The sequence below is a fragment of the Flavobacterium sp. KH_001 genome (assembly GCF_057840745.1).
The window spans coordinates 694,741-718,976 of record NZ_CM174520.1 but is presented as its reverse complement, the minus strand read 5'-3'; the positions used below and the strand labels follow the sequence as shown (position 1 = coordinate 718,976).

The window sequence follows — 24,236 nt, the reverse complement described above, 5'->3', positions numbered from 1 at the left end:
TTTGTTGAAAATATTTGTGGAGAATATCGGATTCGAACCGATCACCTCTTGCCTGCCAGGCAAGCGCTCTAGCCAAATGAGCTAATCCCCCTTTTTTTGTTGGCTTTGTAAAACTTGAATCGGTCACCTTCCCGATTACCATCGGGGCGCTCTAGCCAAATGAGCTAATCCCCCTTTTTTGTTGACTTTGTAAAACTTGAATCGGTCACCTTCCCGATTACCATCGGGGCGCTCTAGCCAAATGAGCTAATCCCCCTTTTTTGTTGACTTTGTAAAACTTGAATCGGTCACCTTCCCGATTACCATCGGGGCGCTCTAGCCAAATGAGCTAATCCCCCAAAGCGTTAGCAAATAAAGTCAATTAATTTTCAAAAAACAAATTTCAAAAGGCTTCGGGTGAAATTATTTTTCAAAACCGTAACTTTACGTTCAAAACTATTTTTATGAGTGCAGAAATTCAAAACGGTTCTTTACAAACTACTTTTCAAAATGCCGTTGCGACGGTGCAATTTGGTCATCCGGCGAGTAATTCTTTTCCGCGTGAATTGTTGAATCGGTTGACATTGGAAATTAACGATTTAAGCCGAAATGAAGCGGTTTCGGTTATTGTTTTACAGAGCGAAGGTTCGAAAGCTTTTTGTTCCGGCGCTTCGTTTGATGAACTTTTGCAAGTGGAAAATGAAGAACAGGGAACGGAGTTTTTCTCTGGTTTTGCGCATTTGTTAAATGCCATGCGAAACTGCTCGAAATTGATTGTGGGCCGCGTTCAGGGAAAAGCGGTTGGCGGTGGTGTCGGCATTATTGCGACTTGCGATTATGTTTTGGCTACGAGTGAAAGTGCGATTAAATTATCGGAACTGACGATCGGAATTGGTCCGTTTGTGATTGAACCGGCTGTTTCGCGTAAAATTGGTAAAACGGCGATGACCGAAATGACGTTGGCAGCAACCGATTGGAAATCGGCAGCATGGGCTTTGGAGAAAGGACTTTATGCATCGCTACATAATGCTGAGGAATTGGACGCTGCTGTGGAGAATTTTGCTCAAAAACTGAGTTCGTACAATCCAGAAGCTTTATTCGAAATGAAGAAAATCATTTGGGAAGGCACAGAGCAATGGGAATCGATATTGATTGAACGCGCAGCCATTACAGGGAAATTGGTTTTGTCTGATTTCGCGAAAGAGGCTTTGACACAATTTAAGAAGTAATTTTTTTGCCACAGATCGCACAGATTTAATAGATTAATCTTTTTAATCCTTTAATCTGTGGCAACTCTTTATAAATATTTTGCGCTAGTGTGAAAGCTAGCTTTTTAGTTACCGTTTGAAAGTATAGGATCTGTTTTTCTTTGTGTTTATTTTTTTTTGCCACAGATCGCACAGATTTGATAGATTAATCTTTTTAATCCTTTAATCTGTGGCAACTCTTTATAAATATTATGCGCTAGTGTGAAAGCTAGCTTTTTGGTTACCTTTTGAAAGTATAGGATCTATGTTTCTATGTGTTTATTTTTTTTGCCACAGATCGCACAGATTTAATAGATTAATCTTTTTAATCCTTTAATCTGTGGCAAGTAATTTAAAAGATTTCAAGCTGTTTTTAATATAAATGTATTGAATATGAAAATTATCCCTTTAGTTGTTCAGGTTGATGTTGCGGAGAAAATTAAGAACGCTCCTGATGGCGGTTATCAGATTGGAGTGATCATTGGATCGTTTATTCCTTTCGTGATTTTAATCGGAATTGCGTACTGGATGTATAACCGTGCCAAAAAAAGAGATGAAAACGGTTATTAATTCGTAAATTTGCAACCTAAAATTCAAATCGATGAGTAATATCAGAATTACAAAACAATTTAACTTCGAAACCGGGCACGCTTTGTACGGTTACGACGGAAAATGCAAGAACGTTCACGGGCACAGTTATAAATTATCGGTAACGGTTATTGGTTCGCCAATCACGGATCGGTCGAATGTGAAATACGGAATGGTCATTGATTTTTCGGATCTAAAGAAAATTGTAAAAGAAGAAATCGTCGATCAGTTTGATCATGCAACTGTTTTTAACGAAACAACACCGCATATCGAACTGGCAAATGAATTGAAAAACCGCGGACATCACGTAATTTTGGTAGATTACCAACCCACAAGTGAAAATATGGTGGTTGATTTTGCTGAAAGAATTATCGCAAGACTTCCTGCCGGAATTACCTTATTCTCTCTTAAACTTCAGGAAACAGAATCGTCGTTTGCAGAATGGTACGCTTCAGACAACTAGTCGAAAGTCTAAAGTCTAAAGTCTAAAGTCGAAAGTTTCCAAACAGAAATCAAAAAAGTCTAAGATCTAATATTCTAAGAAGTCTCACAATCTAAAAATCTAAATGAAAAAAATATATTTCGCTTCTGATCAGCATTTTGGTGCTCCAACTCCTGAGTCTAGTTTACCGCGTGAAAAGAAATTTGTGGCCTGGCTTGATGAGGTAAAGGAAGATGCAGAAGCTATTTTTTTATTGGGTGATTTATTCGATTTTTGGTTCGAATATAAAACGGTTGTACCAAAAGGTTTTGTGCGTATTTTAGGCAAATTGGCCGAGATTCGCGACAGCGGTATTCCGATTTATTTCTTCGTTGGAAATCATGATTTATGGATGAATGATTATTTTGAAACCGAATTGAATATTCCGGTTTATCATGATAATAAGGAATTTACTTTTAACGGGAAAACCTTTTTAATTGGCCACGGCGACGGAAAAGGTCCTGGTGACAAAGGCTATAAACGAATGAAAAAGGTATTTACAAATCCGTTTTCAAAATGGCTTTTCCGTTGGCTACATCCTGATGTTGGCGTTAGTTTAGCGCAATATTTATCGGTTAAAAACAAACTGATTTCAGGTGACGAAGACGTGAAATTTTTAGGGGAAGAAAACGAATGGCTGGTTTTATACGCCAAACGTAAACTCGAAACCAAACATTACAATTACTTTATTTTCGGCCACCGTCATTTACCTATGATTATTCCGGTTGGAGAAGAATCCAAATATGTGAATCTGGGCGACTGGATTGGTTATTTTACTTACGGTGTTTTTGATGGCGAAACTTTTGAATTGAAAAAATTCGAAAAGTAAATCTTTATTTAGCCGGATAAATTCCAATTTTATGCGTTCTCAGAATATAATTCGACAATTGTTTGCTGTCAGAAAGCTGAAATTTAATCGCACCAGATGATTTTTTCGGCATATGACATTCTACACAATTACTAGCCAATAAACTTCCTGACATTGTTTTAAGTGTTTTATCGGTATGTTTTCCACCTGCTTGGTGACAACTCATGCACATTTTAGAGTAAGAAGCTAAGTTTTTAGAAGCATTTTCGTGTGGATTATGACAGGTAATACAATCCATTTTTTCGCTGTTGATGAAACATTTACTTTGCGCCATCAAACGAAATTGATTTCCGTGAACGTCAAACGTAGCGGTGTCTGTAACGCTTCTTGTACTTCTGTAAAATTCCGATAAATTATCTCCTGGTTTAAAATCAAAACGCGATTTCAATTTCATTCCGTCATTTCCGCCGTGACATAAGGCACAGGCATCTAATTTTTGTTGTCTGTTTAAGTTTTTCAAGCTGGTAATGCTGTTGGCCACTTTTACGTTTGGATTTTTCAGGTGAAATTCGGCGTGTTGTTTGGCCGGGCCATGGCATCGTTCACAATCAATTCCATAAACTATCGTTTTAGGATCAATTATATCTTCAACATCCATTGACATTAGATTTTTCTCAGCTGAATTTTGCTGCACACTGCGACTGCTTGCGTTTGAAGCATGACACGAATAACAATCTTTAACCACCATTCGGTCAAAGTAAGGTTTGTCAGCTGGGAATCCCGGACTTGTGGCCCAGCCTTTTATAGAATGGTAATAAGAAATGGGTAGCTCGTAGGTATTCTTATTTCGCCAATAAACAGAGGTTTGGGCATGTTTAGCTCCAAAAACAATATCAAAACGATGTGCTTCAACTTCTTTTCCGTTTTTATACAAAACCTGATAAAGACTGTCGTTGCGTTTTTCTATGACTAATTTGGTGTTTTTATCGTAGATGAAAGTATGATTTCCTTTGTCGAAATCACCTAAAATATTTTCGAGAGAGGCGGGAGCAGTTGCTTTGAAATGCGAACTTTTTAAAGCCATGTCATATTGGGTCTGATGACACTGAATACAGCTTTCGGAGCCGGCATAATCGGTTCCGCGAGGGTCAATATATTCATCTGATTTGTTCGAGCAGTTGGATAGAAAAACGGCTAAAACAGTAATGGCAAAAAGAATGCTTAATTTTTTCATTGCTGTAAATATACTTTTTTCTGAAGAAAATAAAAATATATCTCAATAATGAAAAAATGGAGTTAAAATCTTTAGAATATTTCTTAATTCATCCCAACACCGTAAACATATTCATCCAGTTCAATTCGGAATAAAGAACCTTCTACCAAATCTTTAATTGATTTTAATTCTTTTATAGAAACCGCTAAATCAATTTGGGCGCAAGGTGTTTTAAGTAGAAATTTGTGACAGGAGTTTTTTAGTTCACAAGCTTCGCAACAGGCATTTTCGATCATGCTGTCTTCGATCAAATCACAAAAGTAATTCAGTTCCTGAACTGTAAAATAGAATCCGGTTTCTTTAAAAACCAATTGTACTTTGTCAGTAATGGTTTCGTTCTCCTTTTTCCAGTAAAAGGAAATTCCAAAATTGTTATGGTATAATTGTTCTATTTCTCTCATTGCCATCCATTATTTCAACAAATATAAATATTATTTATATTAATTCTAAATAGAAAATCATAAAATTTGGAAAAATTATTTCACCATATAAGTCATGTAAGAAAATTAAGTTTGGCTTTAAAAGCTTATATGACGTATATGGTGAAGTAAAATTATTGGCACATAGTATTGAGGTAGAAGGTAAGGCTTTGGCCGCTTTTGTACCAGGTGCTCCTATTTCTTTCTCTGGAAAAACTGGTTTCAGTTGGTGCTACAGCAGTTGAAATCGCGAAGAATTTGCTTTTTTCATCTTTCTTTACGCTTTCTATCCATTGGATGGTTACGGCAATTTCTCCCATTTCTTTATCTAAATAAATATCATACGGTTTTAGATCTAAGGTATATAATCCTCGAAATCCATCCTTTACTTCAAAGAGAATGTCTTTTTCGACAATAATTTTTGATGGTAAATCATTTTCGACTTTGTAAAAATTTAATCTGAATTTGACTGTTTTAAAGTCATTTGCTGTAATGTTGAAATTAAAATCAGTGACCTTGCAATCTTTTTTGATTTTGAATTGCATTCCTTTTTCCCGACTTAATCGATCATCAATGGTTTTATCCATCGCGTAGAAAAAATTAGCATGCATAAGGGAAAGACCTTTTGCGCTTCGGCCAAATTGTTTTGATCTTGGTTTTTTGAATTGTACTACCACTTCTTTTAAAGTGTTTTCAGAAGGTTCCAGAATTATTTTATTATGGTCTGACTTCAGTTGACTGACCAGTATTTTTTTAGTCTCAAAACCAATATGCGAAAATACAATCGTATCGTTCGGAGTGACTTTGTCATTCAATTTTAAATTGAAATTTCCCTTTGCGTCAGAAATCGTTCCGGTATTTTTGTCCGAAATACCGATATTGACATAATCTAAATTTGAGTTGTTTTTGGCATCTTTTATTTCGCCGGAAATTGAATTTTCCTGAGCCGTTATTCCAAAAGTAAGCAAGAAGAATAGGAGAGTAATGTTATATTTCATTTACAATTAATTTTCTTATAAAGAAATGAAATAAGTTGGCTGTTCAAAATTACTTTATCCTAAGTTTAACATTTTCAATGATTTGAATTTATTAAGCATAAATAAAATGATTCCGAAAGACTATTTGCTATAAATTTTATAATAGGATAATGGGTTTGTAGAATTTTATTTAAGCCATTTCTTAATATTTTGGAGAAACTCATTTTGCTGATCGACAAATAAATAATGCGAACAGTTTTCCAATAATACAAAATGATTTTGCCCGGCTATACCTTTTGTAGAATTGATTTGTGCCGATGAAAAAACACCATCTTCTTTTCCGTAAATCGCATAAATAGGAATCCCCTTTTTCTTTATTTTATTTAAAGATTGTCTGGTTTCAATGTTGTTTTGCTTTTCATTTTTGTAGAAAAGGAATGGAGCATTTTTGTTTCGGATATTCGTTTTGAAGAAATCGCTTGCTTCATAATCACTGTACAGTTTTTTTGAAGCTTCCGTTGGATTTGGCATTTTGAAATAATTATTTTCACTTGCCAGATCAAAACAAGCTTTTCGATATTCAGCAGAATTTTTACTGAGCTTTTCGATTGCCTTTATTTTCGATAACTGAGTTGTATCTTTTTTAGCGGTTGCAATTTTTGTAACCGAATTTAAAATATGATCGTAAGTTTCCTGTTGCGAGAATAAGGCTCCAACCATGATGAGGTTACTCACATTTTGAGGATATTTCTCTGTATAAAGTGTGGCGACCAAACCGCCAAAACTGTGCGCCAGAAGTGTGGCTTTTTTGAGATTGTATTTTTTGTAAATCAAATTTAAATCGTCAAAGGCTTCTGCATAGGTAATTTTAGCTTCAGGATCAGCAGATCTTCCTTCGCCTCTTCGGTCGTAAATGATTACGTAAAATCCTAAATCAGCTAATTTTTGAGCCGTTGTGCCTTCAAATAAAGTGGAGTTGCCACTCGGGCCGCCATGAATAAAAATTAGGACTTTCTCTTTTTTGTTTCCGTACGTTTTGATGTAGAGATGCTGTCCGCTTGCAAAAAGGGAAATGGTAAAAAAGAAAGCCAATAATAGTTTTTTCATTATTCCATATTTTGATGATCTTCCATATCTTTTTGAAGATCTAAATTTCTAAAGGTAGGCGATGCTACTCCGAAGCCTAAAACAGTCAATAAGGTCATACTTCCACCAAAAACTACTGACGTTACTGTTCCCATTAATTTGGCTGTTAAACCGCTTTCAAAAGCGCCTAATTCGTTTGATGAACCCACGAACATAGAGTTTACTGCCGCAACACGTCCACGCATATGATCAGGCGTTTTAAGCTGTAAAATCGTCTGGCGGATTACGACTGAAATTCCATCAGCAACACCGCTTAAAAACAGCGCCACAACAGATAGCCAGAAAATGGTTGAAACTCCAAAAACAATAATACAAAGTCCGAAGATGAAAATAGCAATCAACAGTTTCATTCCGGCTTTTTTGTATAACGGAACGTAAGCTGAAATCAGCATCGTAATAAAAGCACCAATTGCAGGCGCAGCTCTTAAAACACCAAAACCTTCCGGGCCGACTTTTAAAATATCCTGAGCAAAAACAGGTAATAAAGCCACGGCGCCACCAAAAAGAACGGCCACCATATCAAGAGAAAGTACTCCTAAAATAGTTTTATTATTGAAAACGAATTTAATTCCTTCCTTTAAACTTTCCATAACCGGTTCGCCAATCTTCGGATTCAGAATTGGTTTTTTCTCGATTTGAGTTAAAGCAATTAAGGCTGAAACAGAGAAACCAACAACAAGACACATTGACCAGTGAACTCCTATCCAATTGATAGAAAACCCAGCAACAGCTGGTCCTAAAACCGAACCAATCTGCCAAACCGAACTACTCCAGGTTGCAGCATTTGGATAAGCTTTTTTAGGTACAATTAAAGATAAAAGCGAGAATATCGTTGGGCCAAGAAAAGCACGAACTAATCCGCCCAGAAATACTAAAAAGTAAATTGAATATAAAATAAGATCATGTGATGCATCGCCGACAACTGCAGGCCAGGTTAATAAAAATAAACCAAAACTAATGACGGTAAAACCTAAAATACACCATACCAACATTCCCTTTTTCTCTCTTTGGTCGACAATATGTCCGGCAAATAAGGCCATTGAAACGGCTGGAATTACTTCCATCAAACCAATAATTCCAAGTGAAAGCGGGTTCTTGGTTATGCTGTAAACTTCCCATTCAATAACAATAAACTGCATGGACCAGGCAAAAACCATTGCAAAACGCAATAATAAAAACATATTAAATTCTCTAAAACGAAGTGCCTGATACGGGTCGTTTTTCTTTTGTTTATTTTCCATTTGTCCGAATATCTTTTAACATAAGTTGAGTGGAAATATTTCCGTTCCACTCGTTTTCAGCAATAGTGTAAGCCAGCTGAAAAGTATTTTGATTTTTTGTAATGTCTAATTTTTTTCCAAGTCCGAAGCCAATTGCGGCAATTCCTTCTGAGTTATTTTGCTTCGCAAACAATCTCAAATGTTCCTCTTCTGAACCCAGCGTTTTAGCGTAACCAGTATCTTTTACATCTGTAGTCATAAAAACCGGCGTCATATTCAATGGGCCAAAAGGCTCAAATTGTTTTAAAATCCGGATGAGTTTTGGGGTAATGTCTGAAAAATTAATCTCTGCGTCGATTTCAATTTCCGGAGTTCGCATTTCAGGTAAAATAGTTTCTTCGACCTGTTTTTCGAAAGCTTCTTTAAAAGGCTTATAATTCTCTGCTTTCAATGTCATTCCGGCCGCGTACATATGACCTCCAAATTGTTCCAAATGATGCGCGCAGGCATCTAAAGCATTATAAACATCAAAACCTTTTACCGATCTTGCCGAAGCTGCGTATTTATCACCGCTTTTAGTGAAAACCAAAGTCGGACGATAATACGTTTCGATTAGTCTCGAAGCGACGATTCCGATAACGCCTTTGTGCCAGTCTTCCTGAAAAACAACCGTCGAAAAACGTTCTTCTTCCTGATTTTCTATAATTTGCTGAAAAGCTTCTTTGGTGATTTTTTTATCTAAATCTTTTCGGTCTGCGTTGTACTGTTCAATTTCTGAAGCAAATTGCTGTGCCTGATCAAAATCAAATTCGGTTAACAGTTCAACAGCATGATTACCGTGTTTGATTCTGCCCGCCGCATTAATTCTCGGCGAAATAATAAAAACAACATCTGTAATATCTAAGACTTTCTTTTTTACCTGATGCACCAAAGCTTTAATTCCTGGTCTTGGATCGCTGTTGATTACCTTTAATCCGAAGTAAGCCAAAACACGATTTTCGCCTGTGATCGGAACAATATCTGCAGCAATTGCCGTAGCAACTAAATCCAGATAAGGAACCAGATCTTCGATGGTTTCGTCTCGATTTTGACCTAAAGCCTGAATCAATTTAAAACCTACGCCACAACCGCACAATTCATCGTAAGGGTAGGAGCAGTCTTCTCTTTTCGGATCTAAAATAGCAACCGCATCCGGCAGCGTATTTCCGGGTCTGTGGTGATCACAAATGATAAAGTCAATGTTTTTTTCTTTTGCGTAGGCGATATGATCAATGGATTTTATTCCACAGTCGAGTGCAATAATTAAGGAGAAACCGTTATCATCTGCAAAGTCAATTCCTTTAAAGGAAATTCCGTAACCTTCGTCATAACGATCCGGAATATAAGTGGCAATGTTTGGATAATGCGATTTCAAATAAGAAGAAACCAAAGAAACAGCAGTCGTTCCATCAACATCATAATCGCCGAAAACCAAAATATTCTCTTGATTTTCAATAGCCGATTCGATTCGGGCAACCGCTTTGTCCATATCTTTCATCAGATAAGGATCATGAAGATGTTCTAATGAGGGGCGAAAGAAATTTTTGGCATCTTCAAAAGTTTCAATCCCACGCTGAATCAAAAGTGTTGCTACAAAATCTTCTACATTTAAGGCTTGCGCCAAATGTTTGACTTTATCTTCAGAAGGTTTTGGTTTTAATGTCCAACGCATTTTAATTGTAGATTTTTGATTTTAGATTTTAGATTGGAGAAATCAAAAATCGTTTAATCTGATATTTATTTTTTTTGCCACAGATTAAAAGATTTAAAAGGATTTTTTAATCTGTGCTAATCTTTTAATCTGTGGCAAATGTTCTGCTTTAACTTTATTACGGTCTTTTAGAGTGTATCAGTTTTCAAAAAAATCTAAAATCTACACTCTAAAATCTAAAATTATTTTGCTTCTAGTGCATTTCCTTCAAACTGAATTCCGTCCCAACCTAAGTTGATGAAATTTCTAATGTTTTGATGGTTTGTTCCGTTTGGATCTTTTAAAACTTCTTCGAAATAAAAAGCACCAAAACAAGCTAAAGTTTCTTCTTTGCTTAAGTTTTGCAATTTGGCAAAAGAAAATAATTTACAAGAACCTGAGTTTTCTCCGGCTGCATTGTGCTGGGTTCCGTTTTGAAAAGCAGTTTGTGTAAAATTGTAGTTTTCCTCAATTACTGCGATAGTTTCCGGGAATGTTATTTCGTTTGGAGTTTGTTTTACTTTTTCTAAAAAGGCTTGGATGCTCATGATTATATTTAGTTTTTTGTCTTTTTGCTAATTATTTCTTCGTGTCTGATAAGTGATCTTGAAGCGTCAAAATAAATTTCTTTAGCTTTATAAAACTCACTTGGTTCGTTTATAAATTTATCACACATTCCTGATAATGATTGACGTTCTAATTTCGAAATTTCAAAATAGTCGTACATGATATTGTATTCGTCCGAAACGTATATAACCTTAAATGCAGAATCACAACTCAAACCATTGCCGCTTAAAGCAATTACTTTTCGAAAATCTCTATATCTTTTTTGATATTTTTTCCATTCAGATTCAGGTTTTCCTAACTTAAACAAGGCATAACCCATTTTGTTGTTTGCAACTAAACTGATTGGGTTTTTATCGAGGATTTTTTGACATTCAATTCTCAGTTTTTCATATTCCTGTTTGTTTGCGAAATCGTCAAGTTGTTCTTCTTGAGGCTTGTTTTTTAAGTAATCGTCTTGGAATGAAAATCCATAATATATAAGTGCATTTTCTTCTAAAGATAATGTAGCGTCAAAATCATTAAATCTTTTTAATAGTTTTGGATAATAACTTTCTGAATTTATATCTTCTACTTTCGATCTGATTTCATCAAAGTTTATATTTATTTGATCTTGACCAAATGAAATCTCAAAAAAGCATAAAGCAATTAGTAAGAACACGTATTTTGTCATTATTTGTAAGTGCTATTTTAAAGATTACTCTTCTTCATCCTTAGAAAACTTACTTTTCTTAGGTTCTTTAATTATTGTTTTTCCGGCAACCACCACAACGATTTCGCCACGTGGCGCTGTTTTTTCAAAATGAGTTAAAACTTCTCTTGCTGTTCCGCGTACATTCTCTTCGTGCATTTTTGATAATTCTCTCGAAACGCAAACTTGTCTGTCTTCTCCAAAATATTGAATAAACTCCGCTAAAGTCTTAACGAGTTTGTGTGGAGAAACGTATAAAATCATTGTTCTGGTTTCTTCGGCTAAAGCCAAAAATCGGGTCTGACGCCCTTTTTTATCAGGTAGAAAACCTTCGAAAACAAATTTATCATTTGGCAGTCCGCTGTTGACCAATGCCGGAACAAAAGCCGTTGCTCCTGGTAAACATTCTACTTCGATTTTATTTTCGACACAAGCGCGCGTCAATAAAAATCCGGGATCAGAAATCGCCGGAGTTCCTGCATCTGAAATTAAGGCGATGGTTTCGCCAGCTTTCAAACGTGCAATTAAATTCTCAGTTGTTTTGTGTTCGTTGTGCATATGATGGCTGTGCATGTGCGTGCCAATTTCAAAATGCTTCAACAGTTTTCCACTCGTTCTGGTATCTTCGGCCAAAATCAAATCGACTTCTTTAAGAATCCGTATGGCACGAAAAGTCATGTCTTCAAGATTGCCAATTGGCGTTGGAACGATATATAATTTAGACATAGTTTTTTGTTAGTGAAAATGTAAAATGTAATTTGTGAGAGGTGAAATGTTATGAGAATTTTTTCTCTACAATTCCTAAGAAGCGCTCCGCGTAATCGTCTTTTCCTTCCCAATTGTTATAATCTGGTTTTACCATATTTTCGATAAATTCCTGAGCTTCACCATAAGTGTCAAAAGTCAATAATTGATTTAAAACACGGCTGTAATCTTCAGCACTGTTTCCGAAAAGATTTTTAGTGAAAGCAATTCGGTCATTCAGATCAATATGAAAACCTTTTGCCAGTTTTTCGTTTAATGTTGCCGCTTTTGGTTCAGCGGGAGTTTCCAGGACCTCTGTTTCAATTTTTGTCTCCTGAATTTCATTAAGTGATGGAAAAGAAGATGAAGGAACAGGTTCAAAACTGTCTACTTTTACAAACTGCGCATCAGCATAATTAATTCCGAAATCTTCAAATGCAAGCGGAAGCGGATTTGATTTTGATGTGGTTTGAATTTTTGGTTCTTCTTTTTCTTCGATTTTTTCTTCTGACTTATCTAATTCAAAAGCGGGTTTAAAATCCGGAATTGGGTTTATATCGCTGCTTGTTTTAAACGAAAAATCTTTATTTGCTTCGATTGTCCTTTTAGCTTCAAGAACAGCTTCGTTGATTTTTTCAATAATTGGATCTTTAACACTTTCGACAGTTTTAGTTTCCTCAATTGTTTCCACTTCTTCTGTTTCAATAACAGCTTCCGGCTCTTCAATTGTTTCAGCAATCGGTTCTTCGATAGCTTCTTCAGCAGGTTCCGGAGTTATTTCTTCCGGAATTTCAGCAACTATTTCTTCTGCAATCACTGGTTCAGGAGTTTCTTCAATTACAGTTTCTTCAGCAACAATTGGAGCTTCTTCTTTAATTTCCGCCGGAGTTACCTCTTCTTTTTCAAAAATAGTTTCAATTTGAGAAGTGATTTCACCGTGGCTGATGGTTGGTTTTGCACCTTCAAAGTTTTCGTCTATAAATTTTAGAACCGCCAGTTTCTCATATAATTTCTGCGTTTCAAGATACAATTGATTGATATCGGATTTGTTTTTAAGTTTTAAAATTCGATGTGCAATGCTGATTAAATCGGCTTCCAATTTTTTTTTCATAGCTGTAGAAATTATAGTGAATAGGGGTAATTTATATGTTTTGTAATTGAATGTCTTTATTACGGAAAGAAATCAACAAGATTTTTTTTTATTTCTGTTAATAAGCGATTGCGAATCTCCGATTTGATAAAAATTTTCTACTTTTGAAAAAGTGTAAAAACAGCAATTTTTCACGTCGATTTATTACCAGTACAAAGTAATAAAAACTATTCATTTTTAAAGGTAGAAAAATACAAAATGTTTCTCGAAAATACAGTAAATCACAAAGAACAATTTGGTTGGATTGAAGTTATTTGTGGATCAATGTTTTCGGGTAAAACCGAGGAGTTAATCCGCAGATTAAAACGCGCCCAATTTGCCAAACAAAAAGTCGAAATCTTTAAACCTGCTATTGATACCCGCTATCATGACGAAATGGTGGTATCGCATGATTCCAACGAAATTCGTTCAACGCCCGTTCCGGCTGCAGCCAATATTGCTATTTTAGCACAAGGATGCGATGTTATCGGAATTGATGAAGCGCAGTTTTTTGATGATGAAATCGTTACGGTTTGTAATGATCTTGCCAATCAGGGAATTCGTGTGATAGTGGCAGGACTTGATATGGACTTTAAAGGAAATCCTTTTGGACCCATGCCGGCACTTATGGCAACAGCCGAATATGTAACGAAAGTGCATGCTGTTTGTACGAGAACCGGAAATTTGGCCAATTATAGTTTCCGTAAAACGGATAATGATAAATTGGTGATGTTGGGCGAAACGGAAGAGTATGAGCCATTGAGCCGTGCTGCCTATTATAATGCAATGAAAAAGAGTCAGGAGAAATAGATTTATTCTTTAAGCCATAAATAACAATGCAGGACAAGAAAAATAGAAGAAAACAAAATATCCTAGTAGTAGGTGTAATTGGAGTTGCAGTGGCTTTAGCGGTTTATTTTCAGTTTTTTCTTTCTGAAACAGCCGTTGAAACAAAAACTGAAGTAAAAGAACTAGTTTCAAAATACAATAAAAATTGTCCGCTGAAAATTCAGGAAGGCATTCGGTTAGATAGTGTAAGCTTACCTGATTTACCAGAGGAAGAAGCAGTTCAATACAATTTAACGTTGCTGAATGTAGAAAAAGAAACGGCAGAGATTGAGGTAATAAAGACTGAAATCGAAAAAAGTTTGATAAGTACTGCGAAAGCAAATCCGGGACTTCAGGTTTTTAGAGATAATGATTACAGCTTGATTTATAGTTATAAGGATAAAAAGAATGTTTTTTTGTTTGATGTGAAAATATTGCCTGATCAATATAAATAATTTAGAAAATCCTATATAAAACAAAACCCGACAGATTTTAAATTTGTCGGGTTTTGTTTTGTACGGACAAAATCATTACATTTGTACGTATATAAGTATGGAGCCATGGATGCGAAATTAACATTGAAATTAGATAAAAGCGTAATTGAAAAAGCTAAAATATATGCGGCTCAACATCAGCATAGTTTATCACTTTTGGTTGAAAATTATTTAAAGGCAATTACTGAAACTGAAAAAAAAGAAAATACAAAAGAAATTGAAATAAGTTCTTTTGTTAAAAGTCTAACAGTAGGTAAGGGGCAGGTTCCAGTGGATTTCGACTATAAAAAAGATCGTCAGGATTATTTGTCTCAAAAATATAAATAATTATGAATTTATTTTTAGACACAAATGTATTAATCGATTTGATTGATAAAAGAGAGCCATTTTATAATGATATAGCTGTCATTGCTTCAATGGCGGAAAATAAAGATTTCAAATTAGCAGCTTCTTCTTTGTCTTTTGTAAATACGGTTTATGTAGTTTCAAGGAGTATAGAAGAGAAATTAGTTTTAGAAGCTTTAAAAAAGTTTAGAATTATATGTGATGTTTCAAATGTTGATGAAATTGTGATTGACAAAAGTTTAATTTCAAATTTTAATGATTTTGAAGATGCGGTTCAATATTTTAGTGCTTTGCATCATAAATCTGATATTATTCTAACTCGGAATAAAAAAGATTTTAAAAACTCTGAAATTCCAACAATGACTCCTTCTGAATTTCTTGCTTCTTTATAAAATAATAAAACCCGACAGATTTTAAAATTTGTCGGGTTTTGTTTTATAAAAGTTTGATTATATCTTCTTCCTCATTCTCGCAACCGGAATATCCAATTGCTCACGGTATTTTGCAATCGTTCTTCTCGCAATCGGATAGCCTTTTTCTTTTAAGATTTCAGCTAATTGATCGTCTGGCAAAGGTTTCTTTTTATCTTCTTCTTCAATTGTATTTTTAAGGATCTTTTTGATTTCTAAAGTTGAAACATCTTCTCCCTGATCATTTTTCATCGCTTCAGAGAAAAATTCTTTGATCAGTTTTGTTCCGTATGGCGTTTCCACATATTTACTGTTGGCAACACGCGAAATAGTCGAAATATCCAAGCCAACCATATCGGCAATGTCTTTTAAGATCATTGGTTTTAGTTTGGTTTCGTCGCCGTCTAAAAAGTATTCTTCCTGATAATGCATAATCGCATTCATCGTTACAAATAGTGTTTCCTGACGCTGTCTGATCGCATCGATAAACCATTTAGCCGAATCAAGCTTCTGTTTGATAAACTGAACCGCATCTTTTTGTGCAGACGATTTATCACGAGAATCTTTGTACGTCTGCATCATTTCCTGATAATCCTTAGAAACGTGCAACGAGGGAGCATTTCTTCCGTTTAAAGTCAATTCCAGTTCGCCATCTACAATTCTGATCGCGAAATCAGGAACTACGTTCTCCGTTACTTTATTGTTTCCAGTGTACGATCCGCCCGGTTTTGGGTTTAATCTTTCGATTTCGTGAATCGCTTTTTTAAGCTGTTCGTTCGAAACCGCATATTTCTGCAATAATTTATCGTAATGTTTTTTGGTAAAAGCATCAAACTGATTCTCGATAATATCAATCGCTAAATCAACATATTCCGTTGGCGTTTTGTGCTTTAATTGCAATAACAAACATTCCTGTAAATCACGCGCACCAACTCCAGAAGGTTCCAGTTCGTGAATAACATGCAGCATTTTTTCAACCATTGCTTCATCAGTATAAATTCCCTGAGTAAAGGCCATGTCGTCGACCATATCGGCAACGCTTCTGCGGATGTAACCCATATCATCAATGCTTCCAACAAGGAATTCAGCGATTTCACGCTCTTCGTCATTCAGAATAAAAGTATTCAACTGATTGATTAAATCCTGATGAAAACTAATTGGCGATGCAAAAGGCGTTTCGCGTTCTTCGTCTTCACTATAATTGTTAACCTGAGTTTTATAATCCGGAGTATCGTCGTCGCTTAGATATTCATCGATGTTAATGTCGTCTGCTTCGATTCTGTCTGATTCTGCATCATCATAATCGTCGTAGTCTTCATTAGCAAATTCATCAGCTTCGTATTCGTCTTCTTTACCAGCTTCCAAAGCCGGATTTTCGTTCATTTCTTCTAATAAACGTTGCTCAAAAGCTTGCGTAGGCAATTGAATTAACTTCATCAGCTGAATTTGCTGTGGAGATAATTTTTGTGATAATTTTAAATTTAAAAATTGCTTTAGCATAATAAGGCACTAATTTTTTTAGCCACTAAGACGCGAAGGCGCAAAGTTTTTTATTTTTTAATTGCCTCAAAGGCTTTTACTTGAAATCTTTTAAAATACTCTTTTCGTGTTTATAAATCTTTTAATACCACTTTTGATCAATGGTACATTGAAATTAATTAAAAAGCCTAAATCTTTATTTAACAATTTTAATTGACTTATAATTTGTGCTTCCCAAACTGGATTTATTTGTTCAACTGCTTTTATTTCTATTATTATAGAATCTTCAATAAGCAAATCTAATCTTAATCCTTCTTCAAATTCAATTCCGTCATAAAAAATCGGAATATCAACTTGTCGTTTTACATCAAGACCAGCTTTTGCAATTTCATGAGCCAAACAAACTTCATAAACTCTTTCTAATAATCCCGGTCCAAGTTGTTTATGAACTTTAAATGCTGAGTTTACTACTATTTTTCCAATTTCTTCCGTTCTTTCAGAGAGCATATTTTTTAAGGTTTTTTGCCATGAAGGCACAAAGACGCGAATTTATTTTTCTTTAAAGATTAAGCTTTAAAAAATAAAAATACATGTTGACTTTCTTTGTGTCTTCGTGGTATTTTTATTTTTTTAGAATCTTTATTAAGCAAAATTTAAAAAACTTTGCGCCTTTGTGCCTTCGTGGCAAATTCCTTTTTTCTTAGAATTCCGCGTTTCCTGGAGTTCTCGGGAAAGGAATTACGTCTCTGATGTTTGTCATACCTGTTACAAACAATACCAAACGCTCAAATCCTAAACCGAAACCTGCGTGCGTCGCAGAACCAAATCTTCTGGTATCTAAATACCATGATAATTCTTCTTCGTCTATTTCTAAAGCTTTCATTTTTTCGATTAGAACATCGTAACGCTCTTCTCTTTCAGAACCACCAACGATTTCTCCAATTCCTGGGAAAAGTATATCCATTGCACGAACCGTTTCTCTTCCAGGTTCTGTGTTGTCATTCAAACGCATGTAAAAAGCTTTAATATTTGCCGGGTAATCGTATAAAATTACGGGACATTTAAAGTGTTTCTCAACTAAGAAACGCTCGTGTTCTGATTGTAAATCAGCTCCCCATTCGTTAATGATATAGTTGAATTTTTTCTTCTTATTTGGAGTTGAATCTCTCAGGATATCAATTGCTTCGGTATAAGAAACACGTTTGAAGTTGTTCTCCAAAACGAAGTTCAATTTCTCTAATAAAGGCATTTCGCTTCTGTCCGCTTGAGGTTTTGATTTTTCTTCTTCAATAAGTCGACCTTCTAAGAACGCCAAATCATCTTTACAGTTGTCTAAAGCATATTTAATTACGTACTGAATAAAATCTTCAGCCAAATCCATGTTGTCATCAAGATCGTTGAAAGCAACTTCCGGCTCGATCATCCAAAATTCTGCAAGGTGACGAGAAGTATTTGAATTTTCTGCTCTAAAAGTTGGTCCAAAAGTATAAATCTGACCCAAAGCCATCGCAAAAGTTTCTCCTTCTAATTGTCCAGAAACCGTTAAGTTTGTTTCTTTTCCGAAGAAATCTTCTTTATAATTTACTTTTCCGTCTTCCGTTCTTGGTGTGTTGTCGAAAGGCAAAGCTGTAACTTTAAACATTTCTCCCGCACCTTCAGCGTCAGAACCCGTAATGATTGGCGTATTTACATACACAAAACCTTTATCCTGAAAGTATTTATGAACTGCAAACGACAATACCGAACGCACACGCATAATGGCTCCAAAAGCATTGGTACGAACACGTAAATGTGCATTTTCTCTTAAGAATTCCAAAGAGTGTTTTTTAGGCTGCATTGGGAATTTCTCAGCATCAGAATCTCCAAGAATTTCAAGCGTTTTCACCTGAATCTCATATTTCTGACCCGCACCTTTGCTTTCAACCAAAGTTCCAATTACAGAAACCGCAGCTCCGGTTGTGATTCTTTTTAAAGTTTCTTCCGGTGTATTTTCAAAATCAACAACACATTGTATATTATTAATGGTAGAACCGTCATTAAGCGCGATGAACTGATTATTTCTAAAAGTTCTCACCCATCCTTTTGCATTTACTTCCTGTAGCGTCGTCGTACTGTTTAATAAGTCTTTAACTTTTGTGTGTTTCATTTTAATTTTAGATTTTAGATTGCTGATTTTAGATTAAGATAAAATCAGTATTTTTTATATCGAATTGCAAATATAAACGATAATAATTAATTTTTGAAGCTGTTTCCTGCTATCCGCTATATCTTTTTAGGCAGAACGTTTACGGTAAACGAGATATTTCCGATTGCCTAAAAAGGATACCGCTGCTATCAGGGCTAGGGCCCCAGTTTTCAAAAGAAGCAATTTCCCTTTTTTTTGTTATTTCTCTCATTTTTGTCATTCCTCGTTCCTTGAAAAGACAAGATTGTATTTCAATTCTTGTTTAACCTTCAAAATAGAAATAAAAAATCATTACAAAAAATAGCACTGATAAAAAGGTTATTACAGCTGTGGTTAGAAAAGTACTATTGTTTATTTTTTTACCAAAAATTATTATCGTCTTTTTTGTCAATATCAATTTTAAAATAAATCTTGAAATTATGATATAACAAACAATACTGGTTAAAATTACAATAGAACGAACCAGATTCATAATATTGGCTAATTCATTCAAACCAATGTCCTGTCCTTCAGCGTGACAATTTGCATTGTACAAAAGTAAAGAGGCAAGTGTTATTATACTTTTCTTCATCAATTTTTCACAACCTTTTAATCCGTGCTAATCCGTGAAATTAGTGTTTCCTTCCAATCCCTCTAAATCCTCTTTCTTAGCCTTCTTCTTCTCAAAAGTCAAAACCAAAGCAGGTAAAACCAATAAATTCGCAAACATTGCAAATGCCAATGTACAGGAGATTAATCCACCAAGGGCAATCGTTCCGCTGAAACTAGAAAGCGTGAAAGTAGCAAATCCTAAAATTAAAACCACTGAGGTGTAAAAAGTACTGATTCCGGTTTCTCTTAAAGCACTGAAAACAGATTTTTTTACTTTTCCGTTGCTTTGAATTAAATCATGCTTGTATTTCGCCATAAACTGAATCGCATTATCCACCGAGATTCCAAACGCAATACTGAATACTAAAATAGTCGAAGGTTTTAGCGGAATTCCGAAATAACCCATTAATCCGGACGTAATACAAAGCGGTAAAACATTCGTAATGACCGATGCAAAAACCATTTTGAACGATCTAAATAAATAAAGCATCAAAATAGCAATCACTAAAATAGCAAAAATCAACGATTCAATTAAATTGTCAACCAGGTAAGATGTTCCTTTTTGGAAAACCAATGCTTTTCCGGTAACGGTAACTTCGTAACGATCTTTCGGGAAAATTTCATCAATTTTTGAATGTAATTTTTTCTCGACTTTCGCCATTTCATCGGTACCAATATCTTTCATGAAAGTGGTGATTCGGGCATATTGTCCAGTTGAATCAACGTAAGCTTTCATTAGATTTTCTTTGCTGTTTTTTGTTGCATTTTTAGCATAACCCAAAATAAAAGTCTGCTCTTGCGAAGTTGGTAATTGGTAATATTCAGGATTTCCATTATAAAAAGCCTGTTTTGAATATTTAACCAAATTCACAATCGAAACTGGTTTTGCCAATTCAGGCATTTCCTCAATTGTATTTTGCAACTCATCCATTTTACGAATAGTTGACGCTTTCATAACACCTTTTTTCTTTTTGGTGTCAATCATGATTTCAAGCGGCATGACACCGTTGAATTCTTTTTCGTAGAATAAAATATCTTTAAAGAAAGAAGCGCTTTTTGGCATTTCACCAATCAAACTTCCTGAAACTTTCATTTGCGAAACTCCAATAACACTAAAAACCAAAAGTAAACCGTAAATCGTGTAGATTACTTTTCGTTTGTTTTTTACCACATTTTCTACAAAATCTAACAATGTCGAAATGTAGGTTTTAGTTAAGTGATATAAATGTTTTTCTTTTGGAAGTGACATGAAACTGTATACAATCGGCACAATTAAAAGCGTCAATAAATACACTGAAATTACATTGATTGAAGTTACTAAACCAAATTCAAAAAGCAAATCATTTCCGGTAATCATAAACGTTGCAAAACCTATCGCAGTCGTTAAATTCGTCATTAAAGTCGAAACTCCAATTTTAGAAATAATACGCTGTAAAGCTTTTGCCTGATTGTTATGCAATTTAATTTCCTGCTGGTATTTGTTGATCAGGAAAATACAGTTCGTGATTCCGATTACGATAATTAGGGGCGGAATAATAGCCGTTAAAATCGTGATTTTATAATGAAATAATCCAAGCGTTCCAAACGACCAGATTACTCCAACGATCAAAATACAGATTGAGATAAACGTTGCTCTGAACGAACGGAAAAAGAAAAAGAAAATCAAAGAAACCGTAAATAAAGCGGCTCCAATAAATAATCCGATTTCACCTTTCATATCCGCAGCGTTGATCGTTCTGATGTACGGCATTCCTGAAACTTTCAAATCGATTCCGGTTGTTTTTTCGAATTTATCAATCTTCGGAACTAAATTTTCAAGGATAAAAGTCTTTCTTTCAGCAGTATTTACAAGTGCCTTGTTCATGTAAATTGCCGAACGGACACTTCCGCTTTCTTTATTAAAAAGTAATCCTTCGTAAAAAGGCAAGTTATTAAATAAATCGTACTGAACGGTTTTTAAATAAGCCGGATCAACCGTTTTGCTTTGATCAATAAACGGACTAAGAACGAATTTTTGGTTTACCGTATCTTTCTCTAATTTTTTCAAATCATTTAGAGATACAACCAGATCAACTTCTTTTGATTTTTTTAAACCGGTCATCAACTCATTCCAGGCGGCATAATTTTTTGGAGTAAAGAATTTTTTGTCCTGAAAACCAATTACAATAAGGTTTCCTTCTTCACCAAATTTGTCCAGGAATTTTTGATAATCTTTATTTGCAATATGATTTTTTGGAAGTAAATTAGCTTCGGTATACGTCATAGCAAGGTTTTTCCATTGGAAACCAAGGAAAATTGTCAGGGCCGCAACCAAAACCAATATTGTTATTCTGTTTTTAAGAATAATTCGGGCTACTTTTTCCCAAAAACCAACGTGAATAGCGTTTTTCATAAAATCTTTAAAAATGGTTGCAAATGTAGTGAAAACTGCTCTAAATCATAAACAATCGAGGGTATTTTACTTAATGTTAACACAAAATTGAAAGATCCTGGCTTGCGATAATTTTTTGATTTTTGCTGTTTACTCAGTAGCTTTTCTCATCTTTGTACTTAATATAAAAATGAGACGAAAATGAATTGGATTTTATTAATCATTGCGGGCCTTTTTGAAGTAGGTTTTGCATCCTGTTTAGGCAAAGCCAAAGAAACCTCAGGAATTATTTCAACTTATTGGATGGCTGGATTTTTTGTCTGTCTGTCCATTAGTATGATTTTATTATATAAGGCCACGCAGGAATTACCAATTGGAACCGCCTATGCCGTTTGGACAGGAATTGGAGCTGTCGGAACTGTTTTAGTCGGAATATTTATTTTTAAAGAACCGGCGACATTTTGGAGGATATTTTTTCTTTCAACATTAATTGCTTCGATTATTGGGTTGAAGTTTGTTTCTAGTCATTAAAATATTTTTATGGATTCTAAAAAGATTAAATTGATAACGGTTGTACTGAGTTTAATCGTTTTTATTATTTCTCTTACTCAAATTGCGTTAGTAAGAAACTACAATGATAAGATAGGCCCAGTTTCATCTTTAGAACTTTTTTTCATGGGAAGTACCGCTTTTATTGGTGGAGGATTACTAGAACAAATTATTTGGTTAGCAAATCCTTTGAGTTTATTTGCAATTGTTTATCTATTTAAAGATAACCGAAAGGCAATATTGTTAAGTTTAATAGCATCTTTTTTAGCGATTTCTTTTTCATTTTGGAGAGAGATGTTAGGCGCGGAAAGCGGCTCTATGGCTAAAATCATTTCTCTTGGATTAGGTTATTATCTTTGGTTGTTAAGTATCTTGATCTTGACAATTGGAATTTTAATTTATTATAAAGTTTCGTTGAAAACAATTTTAGAATCTTAAAACATGCAAGAAAACAACACCATCACTTTTATTTTTTTAGCGATAATTTTATTGCTGGTCATCATCATTTGTTTTATGGTGTATCAATTAATGCAGGCCAAAAAATCAAAAGATGATGCCGAAGAAAGTTTTTATGCTTTAGAAAGAAAAGTGAATGACTTGCAGTTAGAAACGTTAGAATCAAAACTGAATCCGCATTTGTTTAAGAATATTTTGAATTCAATTCAGTCGCATGCGTACCAAACGTATTTTGCTTTGGATAAACTGGCCAACGTTCTGGATTATATTTTATACGAAAGCAAAAAGAAATTCGTAACGGCAAAAGAAGAAATTGATTTTGCACTGAATCTAATCGAAATCAATAAAATTAAGATCAGTCCGCTTTTTGAGTTGAAAATCAAAACCAACATCAACAAAGAAGATAAATTATACGAACAGCCTTTACTGGCGCCGCTAATTTCGATTGATTTAATTGAAAATGCTTTTAAACATGCTGATCTTCAAAGTGCCGATGCTTTTATTTCGGTTGTTTTTGAGTTCAAAGACAATGCTTTTTCGATGACGGTTTCGAATAAAATCTCTGATAAAAAAGTACTGAAAAAGGAACGAAGCGGTTTTGGCCACGCAACTTTGGAGCATCGTCTTAAAATTATTTATAAGAATAATTTCAAACTAGACCGATTCGTAGAAAATGATATTTATATTGCTCATCTAAAAATAGATTTACTTGAATACAAAACTGAAATGCTTGCTGCTGGACGATGAGTTGCCTGGATTAATGTACCTGAAAATGCTTTGCGAACAAATTCCCGAATTAGAAATCGTAAAAACATTTAATAATCCTGAAAAACTTCTTACTGATATTCCGAGTCTCGATTTTGATTTATTAATCTCAGATATCGAAATGCCGGGAATCGATGGCTTACATTTGGCAGAAATGCTGGACAATAAATTGGTGATTTTCTGCACCGCCTATAAAGAGTATGCTGCCGATGCTTTTAATATTGATGCGGTAGATTATATTACAAAACCTGTAAAATTAGAACGTTTGCAAAAAGCAATCTCAAAAGCTTTGGAACGATTCAATAAACCGGAAACGGCCAAAAAATTCATTCAGTTAAATACGGATAAGGGAAAAACGTTGTTGTATTTCGATCAAATTCAATTGATAAAAACAGCAATCAGCGACAGTCGTGATAAAACGGTTTTGCTTTCTGATGGCAGTTTTCTGAATTTGAAAAATGTAAAATTTGATACACTTTTACAAGAATTACCGGAAGCCGATTTCTGTAGAATAAATAAAAAAGAAATTGTGGCGGTAAAGGCAATAAAATTCTTTAATCATAATGAAATTGTTTTGCATCACTTAGAAGAAAACAATAAAAATACTACCCTGATTTTGAGCGAAACCTATCGTTCTGACTTTTTAAAAAAGGTAAAAATCTAACTTATTACAAAGTTTTTCGGACTTGTTACATAGATTGAAAATTAGGTATAAATTTACTTTTTCACTAGACTTTCAGTGCTGATATTTGCGGCAATAAATCAAAA

Annotated in this window: 27 protein-coding genes and 1 tRNA gene; 12 read left to right on the top strand and 16 right to left on the bottom strand. The window is 34.6% G+C overall.

Annotation, left to right across the window (positions count from 1 at the left end; genetic code table 11):
- Positions 1–17: 17 nt before the first annotated feature.
- Positions 18–91, bottom strand: a tRNA-Ala gene (locus AC3ITQ_RS03355).
- Between the two features lie 352 nt (positions 92–443).
- On the opposite strand from AC3ITQ_RS03355, the gene AC3ITQ_RS03350 reads away from it, so the two are divergent.
- The 4 genes from AC3ITQ_RS03350 (at position 444) to AC3ITQ_RS03335 (ending at position 3,124) form a co-directional block, all read left to right on the top strand.
- Positions 444–1,208, top strand: a complete 765-nt coding sequence (locus AC3ITQ_RS03350; RefSeq protein WP_489236804.1) for an enoyl-CoA hydratase/isomerase family protein — start codon at positions 444–446, stop codon at positions 1,206–1,208.
- Between the two features lie 411 nt (positions 1,209–1,619).
- Positions 1,620–1,796, top strand: coding sequence for a hypothetical protein (locus tag AC3ITQ_RS03345; protein WP_489236803.1), 177 nt, complete (start codon positions 1,620–1,622; stop codon positions 1,794–1,796).
- 31 nt (positions 1,797–1,827) lie between these two features.
- Entirely contained in the window at positions 1,828–2,277 is a 450-nt protein-coding gene (locus AC3ITQ_RS03340; protein WP_072969736.1) for a 6-pyruvoyl trahydropterin synthase family protein, read from the top strand.
- A 103-nt stretch (positions 2,278–2,380) separates the two neighbouring features.
- Complete coding sequence (locus AC3ITQ_RS03335) at positions 2,381–3,124, top strand: UDP-2,3-diacylglucosamine diphosphatase (RefSeq protein ID WP_026983567.1); 744 nt, start codon at positions 2,381–2,383, stop codon at positions 3,122–3,124.
- Between the two features lie 4 nt (positions 3,125–3,128).
- Here AC3ITQ_RS03335 and AC3ITQ_RS03330 read toward each other — a convergent pair whose 3' ends face one another.
- The 10 genes from AC3ITQ_RS03330 to AC3ITQ_RS03285 all read right to left on the bottom strand — a co-directional run bounded on the left by AC3ITQ_RS03330 (position 3,129) and on the right by AC3ITQ_RS03285 (position 12,977).
- Complete coding sequence (locus AC3ITQ_RS03330; protein WP_489236802.1) at positions 3,129–4,337, bottom strand: cytochrome c3 family protein; 1,209 nt, start codon at positions 4,335–4,337, stop codon at positions 3,129–3,131.
- 83 nt (positions 4,338–4,420) lie between these two features.
- Positions 4,421–4,777, bottom strand: coding sequence for a hypothetical protein (locus AC3ITQ_RS03325; protein ID WP_194657449.1), 357 nt, complete (start codon positions 4,775–4,777; stop codon positions 4,421–4,423).
- A gap of 152 nt (positions 4,778–4,929) precedes the next feature.
- A complete protein-coding gene (locus AC3ITQ_RS03320; protein ID WP_489236801.1) occupies positions 4,930–5,793 on the bottom strand; it encodes a carboxypeptidase-like regulatory domain-containing protein in 864 nt (287 codons plus the stop codon).
- A gap of 165 nt (positions 5,794–5,958) precedes the next feature.
- Complete coding sequence (locus AC3ITQ_RS03315) at positions 5,959–6,879, bottom strand: alpha/beta fold hydrolase (RefSeq protein WP_489236800.1); 921 nt, start codon at positions 6,877–6,879, stop codon at positions 5,959–5,961.
- A complete protein-coding gene (locus AC3ITQ_RS03310; RefSeq protein WP_489236799.1) occupies positions 6,879–8,159 on the bottom strand; it encodes an MFS transporter in 1,281 nt (426 codons plus the stop codon). The genes AC3ITQ_RS03315 and AC3ITQ_RS03310 overlap by 1 nt, the downstream gene beginning before the upstream one ends.
- Positions 8,149–9,849 (bottom strand): single-stranded-DNA-specific exonuclease RecJ, encoded by a 1,701-nt coding sequence (recJ, locus tag AC3ITQ_RS03305; protein ID WP_489236798.1) that lies wholly within the window; start codon positions 9,847–9,849, stop codon positions 8,149–8,151. The genes AC3ITQ_RS03310 and recJ overlap by 11 nt, the downstream gene beginning before the upstream one ends.
- Positions 9,850–10,070: 221 nt before the next feature.
- Complete coding sequence (locus tag AC3ITQ_RS03300) at positions 10,071–10,415, bottom strand: HopJ type III effector protein (protein WP_489236797.1); 345 nt, start codon at positions 10,413–10,415, stop codon at positions 10,071–10,073.
- Between the two features lie 8 nt (positions 10,416–10,423).
- Entirely contained in the window at positions 10,424–11,104 is a 681-nt protein-coding gene (locus AC3ITQ_RS03295) for a DUF4919 domain-containing protein (protein WP_489236796.1), read from the bottom strand.
- Between the two features lie 24 nt (positions 11,105–11,128).
- On the bottom strand, positions 11,129–11,848 hold the full coding sequence (rsmI, locus tag AC3ITQ_RS03290; RefSeq protein WP_026983559.1) for a 16S rRNA (cytidine(1402)-2'-O)-methyltransferase: 720 nt from the start codon (positions 11,846–11,848) through the stop codon (positions 11,129–11,131).
- A 49-nt stretch (positions 11,849–11,897) separates the two neighbouring features.
- Positions 11,898–12,977: a DUF8457 domain-containing protein gene (locus AC3ITQ_RS03285; RefSeq protein ID WP_489236795.1), complete on the bottom strand. Its 1,080-nt coding sequence runs from the start codon at positions 12,975–12,977 to the stop codon at positions 11,898–11,900.
- A 237-nt stretch (positions 12,978–13,214) separates the two neighbouring features.
- On the opposite strand from AC3ITQ_RS03285, the gene AC3ITQ_RS03280 reads away from it, so the two are divergent.
- The 4 genes from AC3ITQ_RS03280 to AC3ITQ_RS03265 all read left to right on the top strand — a co-directional run bounded on the left by AC3ITQ_RS03280 (position 13,215) and on the right by AC3ITQ_RS03265 (position 15,054).
- Entirely contained in the window at positions 13,215–13,805 is a 591-nt protein-coding gene (locus AC3ITQ_RS03280; RefSeq protein WP_026983557.1) for a thymidine kinase, read from the top strand.
- A 26-nt stretch (positions 13,806–13,831) separates the two neighbouring features.
- Positions 13,832–14,278, top strand: coding sequence for a hypothetical protein (locus AC3ITQ_RS03275; RefSeq protein ID WP_489236794.1), 447 nt, complete (start codon positions 13,832–13,834; stop codon positions 14,276–14,278).
- Between the two features lie 105 nt (positions 14,279–14,383).
- Positions 14,384–14,644 carry a DUF6364 family protein gene (locus tag AC3ITQ_RS03270; RefSeq protein WP_375033949.1) on the top strand — a complete coding sequence of 87 codons (261 nt, stop codon included), beginning with the start codon at positions 14,384–14,386 and terminating at the stop codon, positions 14,642–14,644.
- Between the two features lie 2 nt (positions 14,645–14,646).
- Positions 14,647–15,054: a type II toxin-antitoxin system VapC family toxin gene (locus tag AC3ITQ_RS03265; RefSeq protein ID WP_489236793.1), complete on the top strand. Its 408-nt coding sequence runs from the start codon at positions 14,647–14,649 to the stop codon at positions 15,052–15,054.
- A 57-nt stretch (positions 15,055–15,111) separates the two neighbouring features.
- Here AC3ITQ_RS03265 and rpoN read toward each other — a convergent pair whose 3' ends face one another.
- From rpoN to AC3ITQ_RS03240, 5 genes are all read right to left on the bottom strand, one after another.
- On the bottom strand, positions 15,112–16,572 hold the full coding sequence (gene rpoN / locus AC3ITQ_RS03260; protein ID WP_072969726.1) for an RNA polymerase factor sigma-54: 1,461 nt from the start codon (positions 16,570–16,572) through the stop codon (positions 15,112–15,114).
- Positions 16,573–16,662: 90 nt separating this feature from the next.
- A complete protein-coding gene (locus AC3ITQ_RS03255; protein ID WP_489236792.1) occupies positions 16,663–17,058 on the bottom strand; it encodes a GxxExxY protein in 396 nt (131 codons plus the stop codon).
- Positions 17,059–17,251: 193 nt separating this feature from the next.
- Positions 17,252–18,697: an asparagine--tRNA ligase gene (gene asnS, locus AC3ITQ_RS03250; protein ID WP_489236791.1), complete on the bottom strand. Its 1,446-nt coding sequence runs from the start codon at positions 18,695–18,697 to the stop codon at positions 17,252–17,254.
- 301 nt (positions 18,698–18,998) lie between these two features.
- A complete protein-coding gene (locus AC3ITQ_RS03245) occupies positions 18,999–19,307 on the bottom strand; it encodes a hypothetical protein (RefSeq protein WP_489236790.1) in 309 nt (102 codons plus the stop codon).
- Between the two features lie 27 nt (positions 19,308–19,334).
- Positions 19,335–21,719 carry an efflux RND transporter permease subunit gene (locus AC3ITQ_RS03240; protein ID WP_489236789.1) on the bottom strand — a complete coding sequence of 795 codons (2,385 nt, stop codon included), beginning with the start codon at positions 21,717–21,719 and terminating at the stop codon, positions 19,335–19,337.
- 180 nt (positions 21,720–21,899) lie between these two features.
- On the opposite strand from AC3ITQ_RS03240, the gene AC3ITQ_RS03235 reads away from it, so the two are divergent.
- The 4 genes from AC3ITQ_RS03235 to AC3ITQ_RS03220 are packed head-to-tail and all read left to right on the top strand — an operon-like array spanning position 21,900 to position 24,132.
- Positions 21,900–22,229: a DMT family transporter gene (locus AC3ITQ_RS03235; RefSeq protein WP_194657438.1), complete on the top strand. Its 330-nt coding sequence runs from the start codon at positions 21,900–21,902 to the stop codon at positions 22,227–22,229.
- Between the two features lie 9 nt (positions 22,230–22,238).
- Positions 22,239–22,685, top strand: a complete 447-nt coding sequence (locus tag AC3ITQ_RS03230; RefSeq protein WP_489236788.1) for a hypothetical protein — start codon at positions 22,239–22,241, stop codon at positions 22,683–22,685.
- A 3-nt stretch (positions 22,686–22,688) separates the two neighbouring features.
- Complete coding sequence (locus AC3ITQ_RS03225) at positions 22,689–23,450, top strand: sensor histidine kinase (RefSeq protein WP_489236787.1); 762 nt, start codon at positions 22,689–22,691, stop codon at positions 23,448–23,450.
- Positions 23,413–24,132 (top strand): LytR/AlgR family response regulator transcription factor, encoded by a 720-nt coding sequence (locus tag AC3ITQ_RS03220; RefSeq protein WP_489236786.1) that lies wholly within the window; start codon positions 23,413–23,415, stop codon positions 24,130–24,132. The genes AC3ITQ_RS03225 and AC3ITQ_RS03220 overlap by 38 nt, the downstream gene beginning before the upstream one ends.
- Positions 24,133–24,236: the final 104 nt, after the last annotated feature.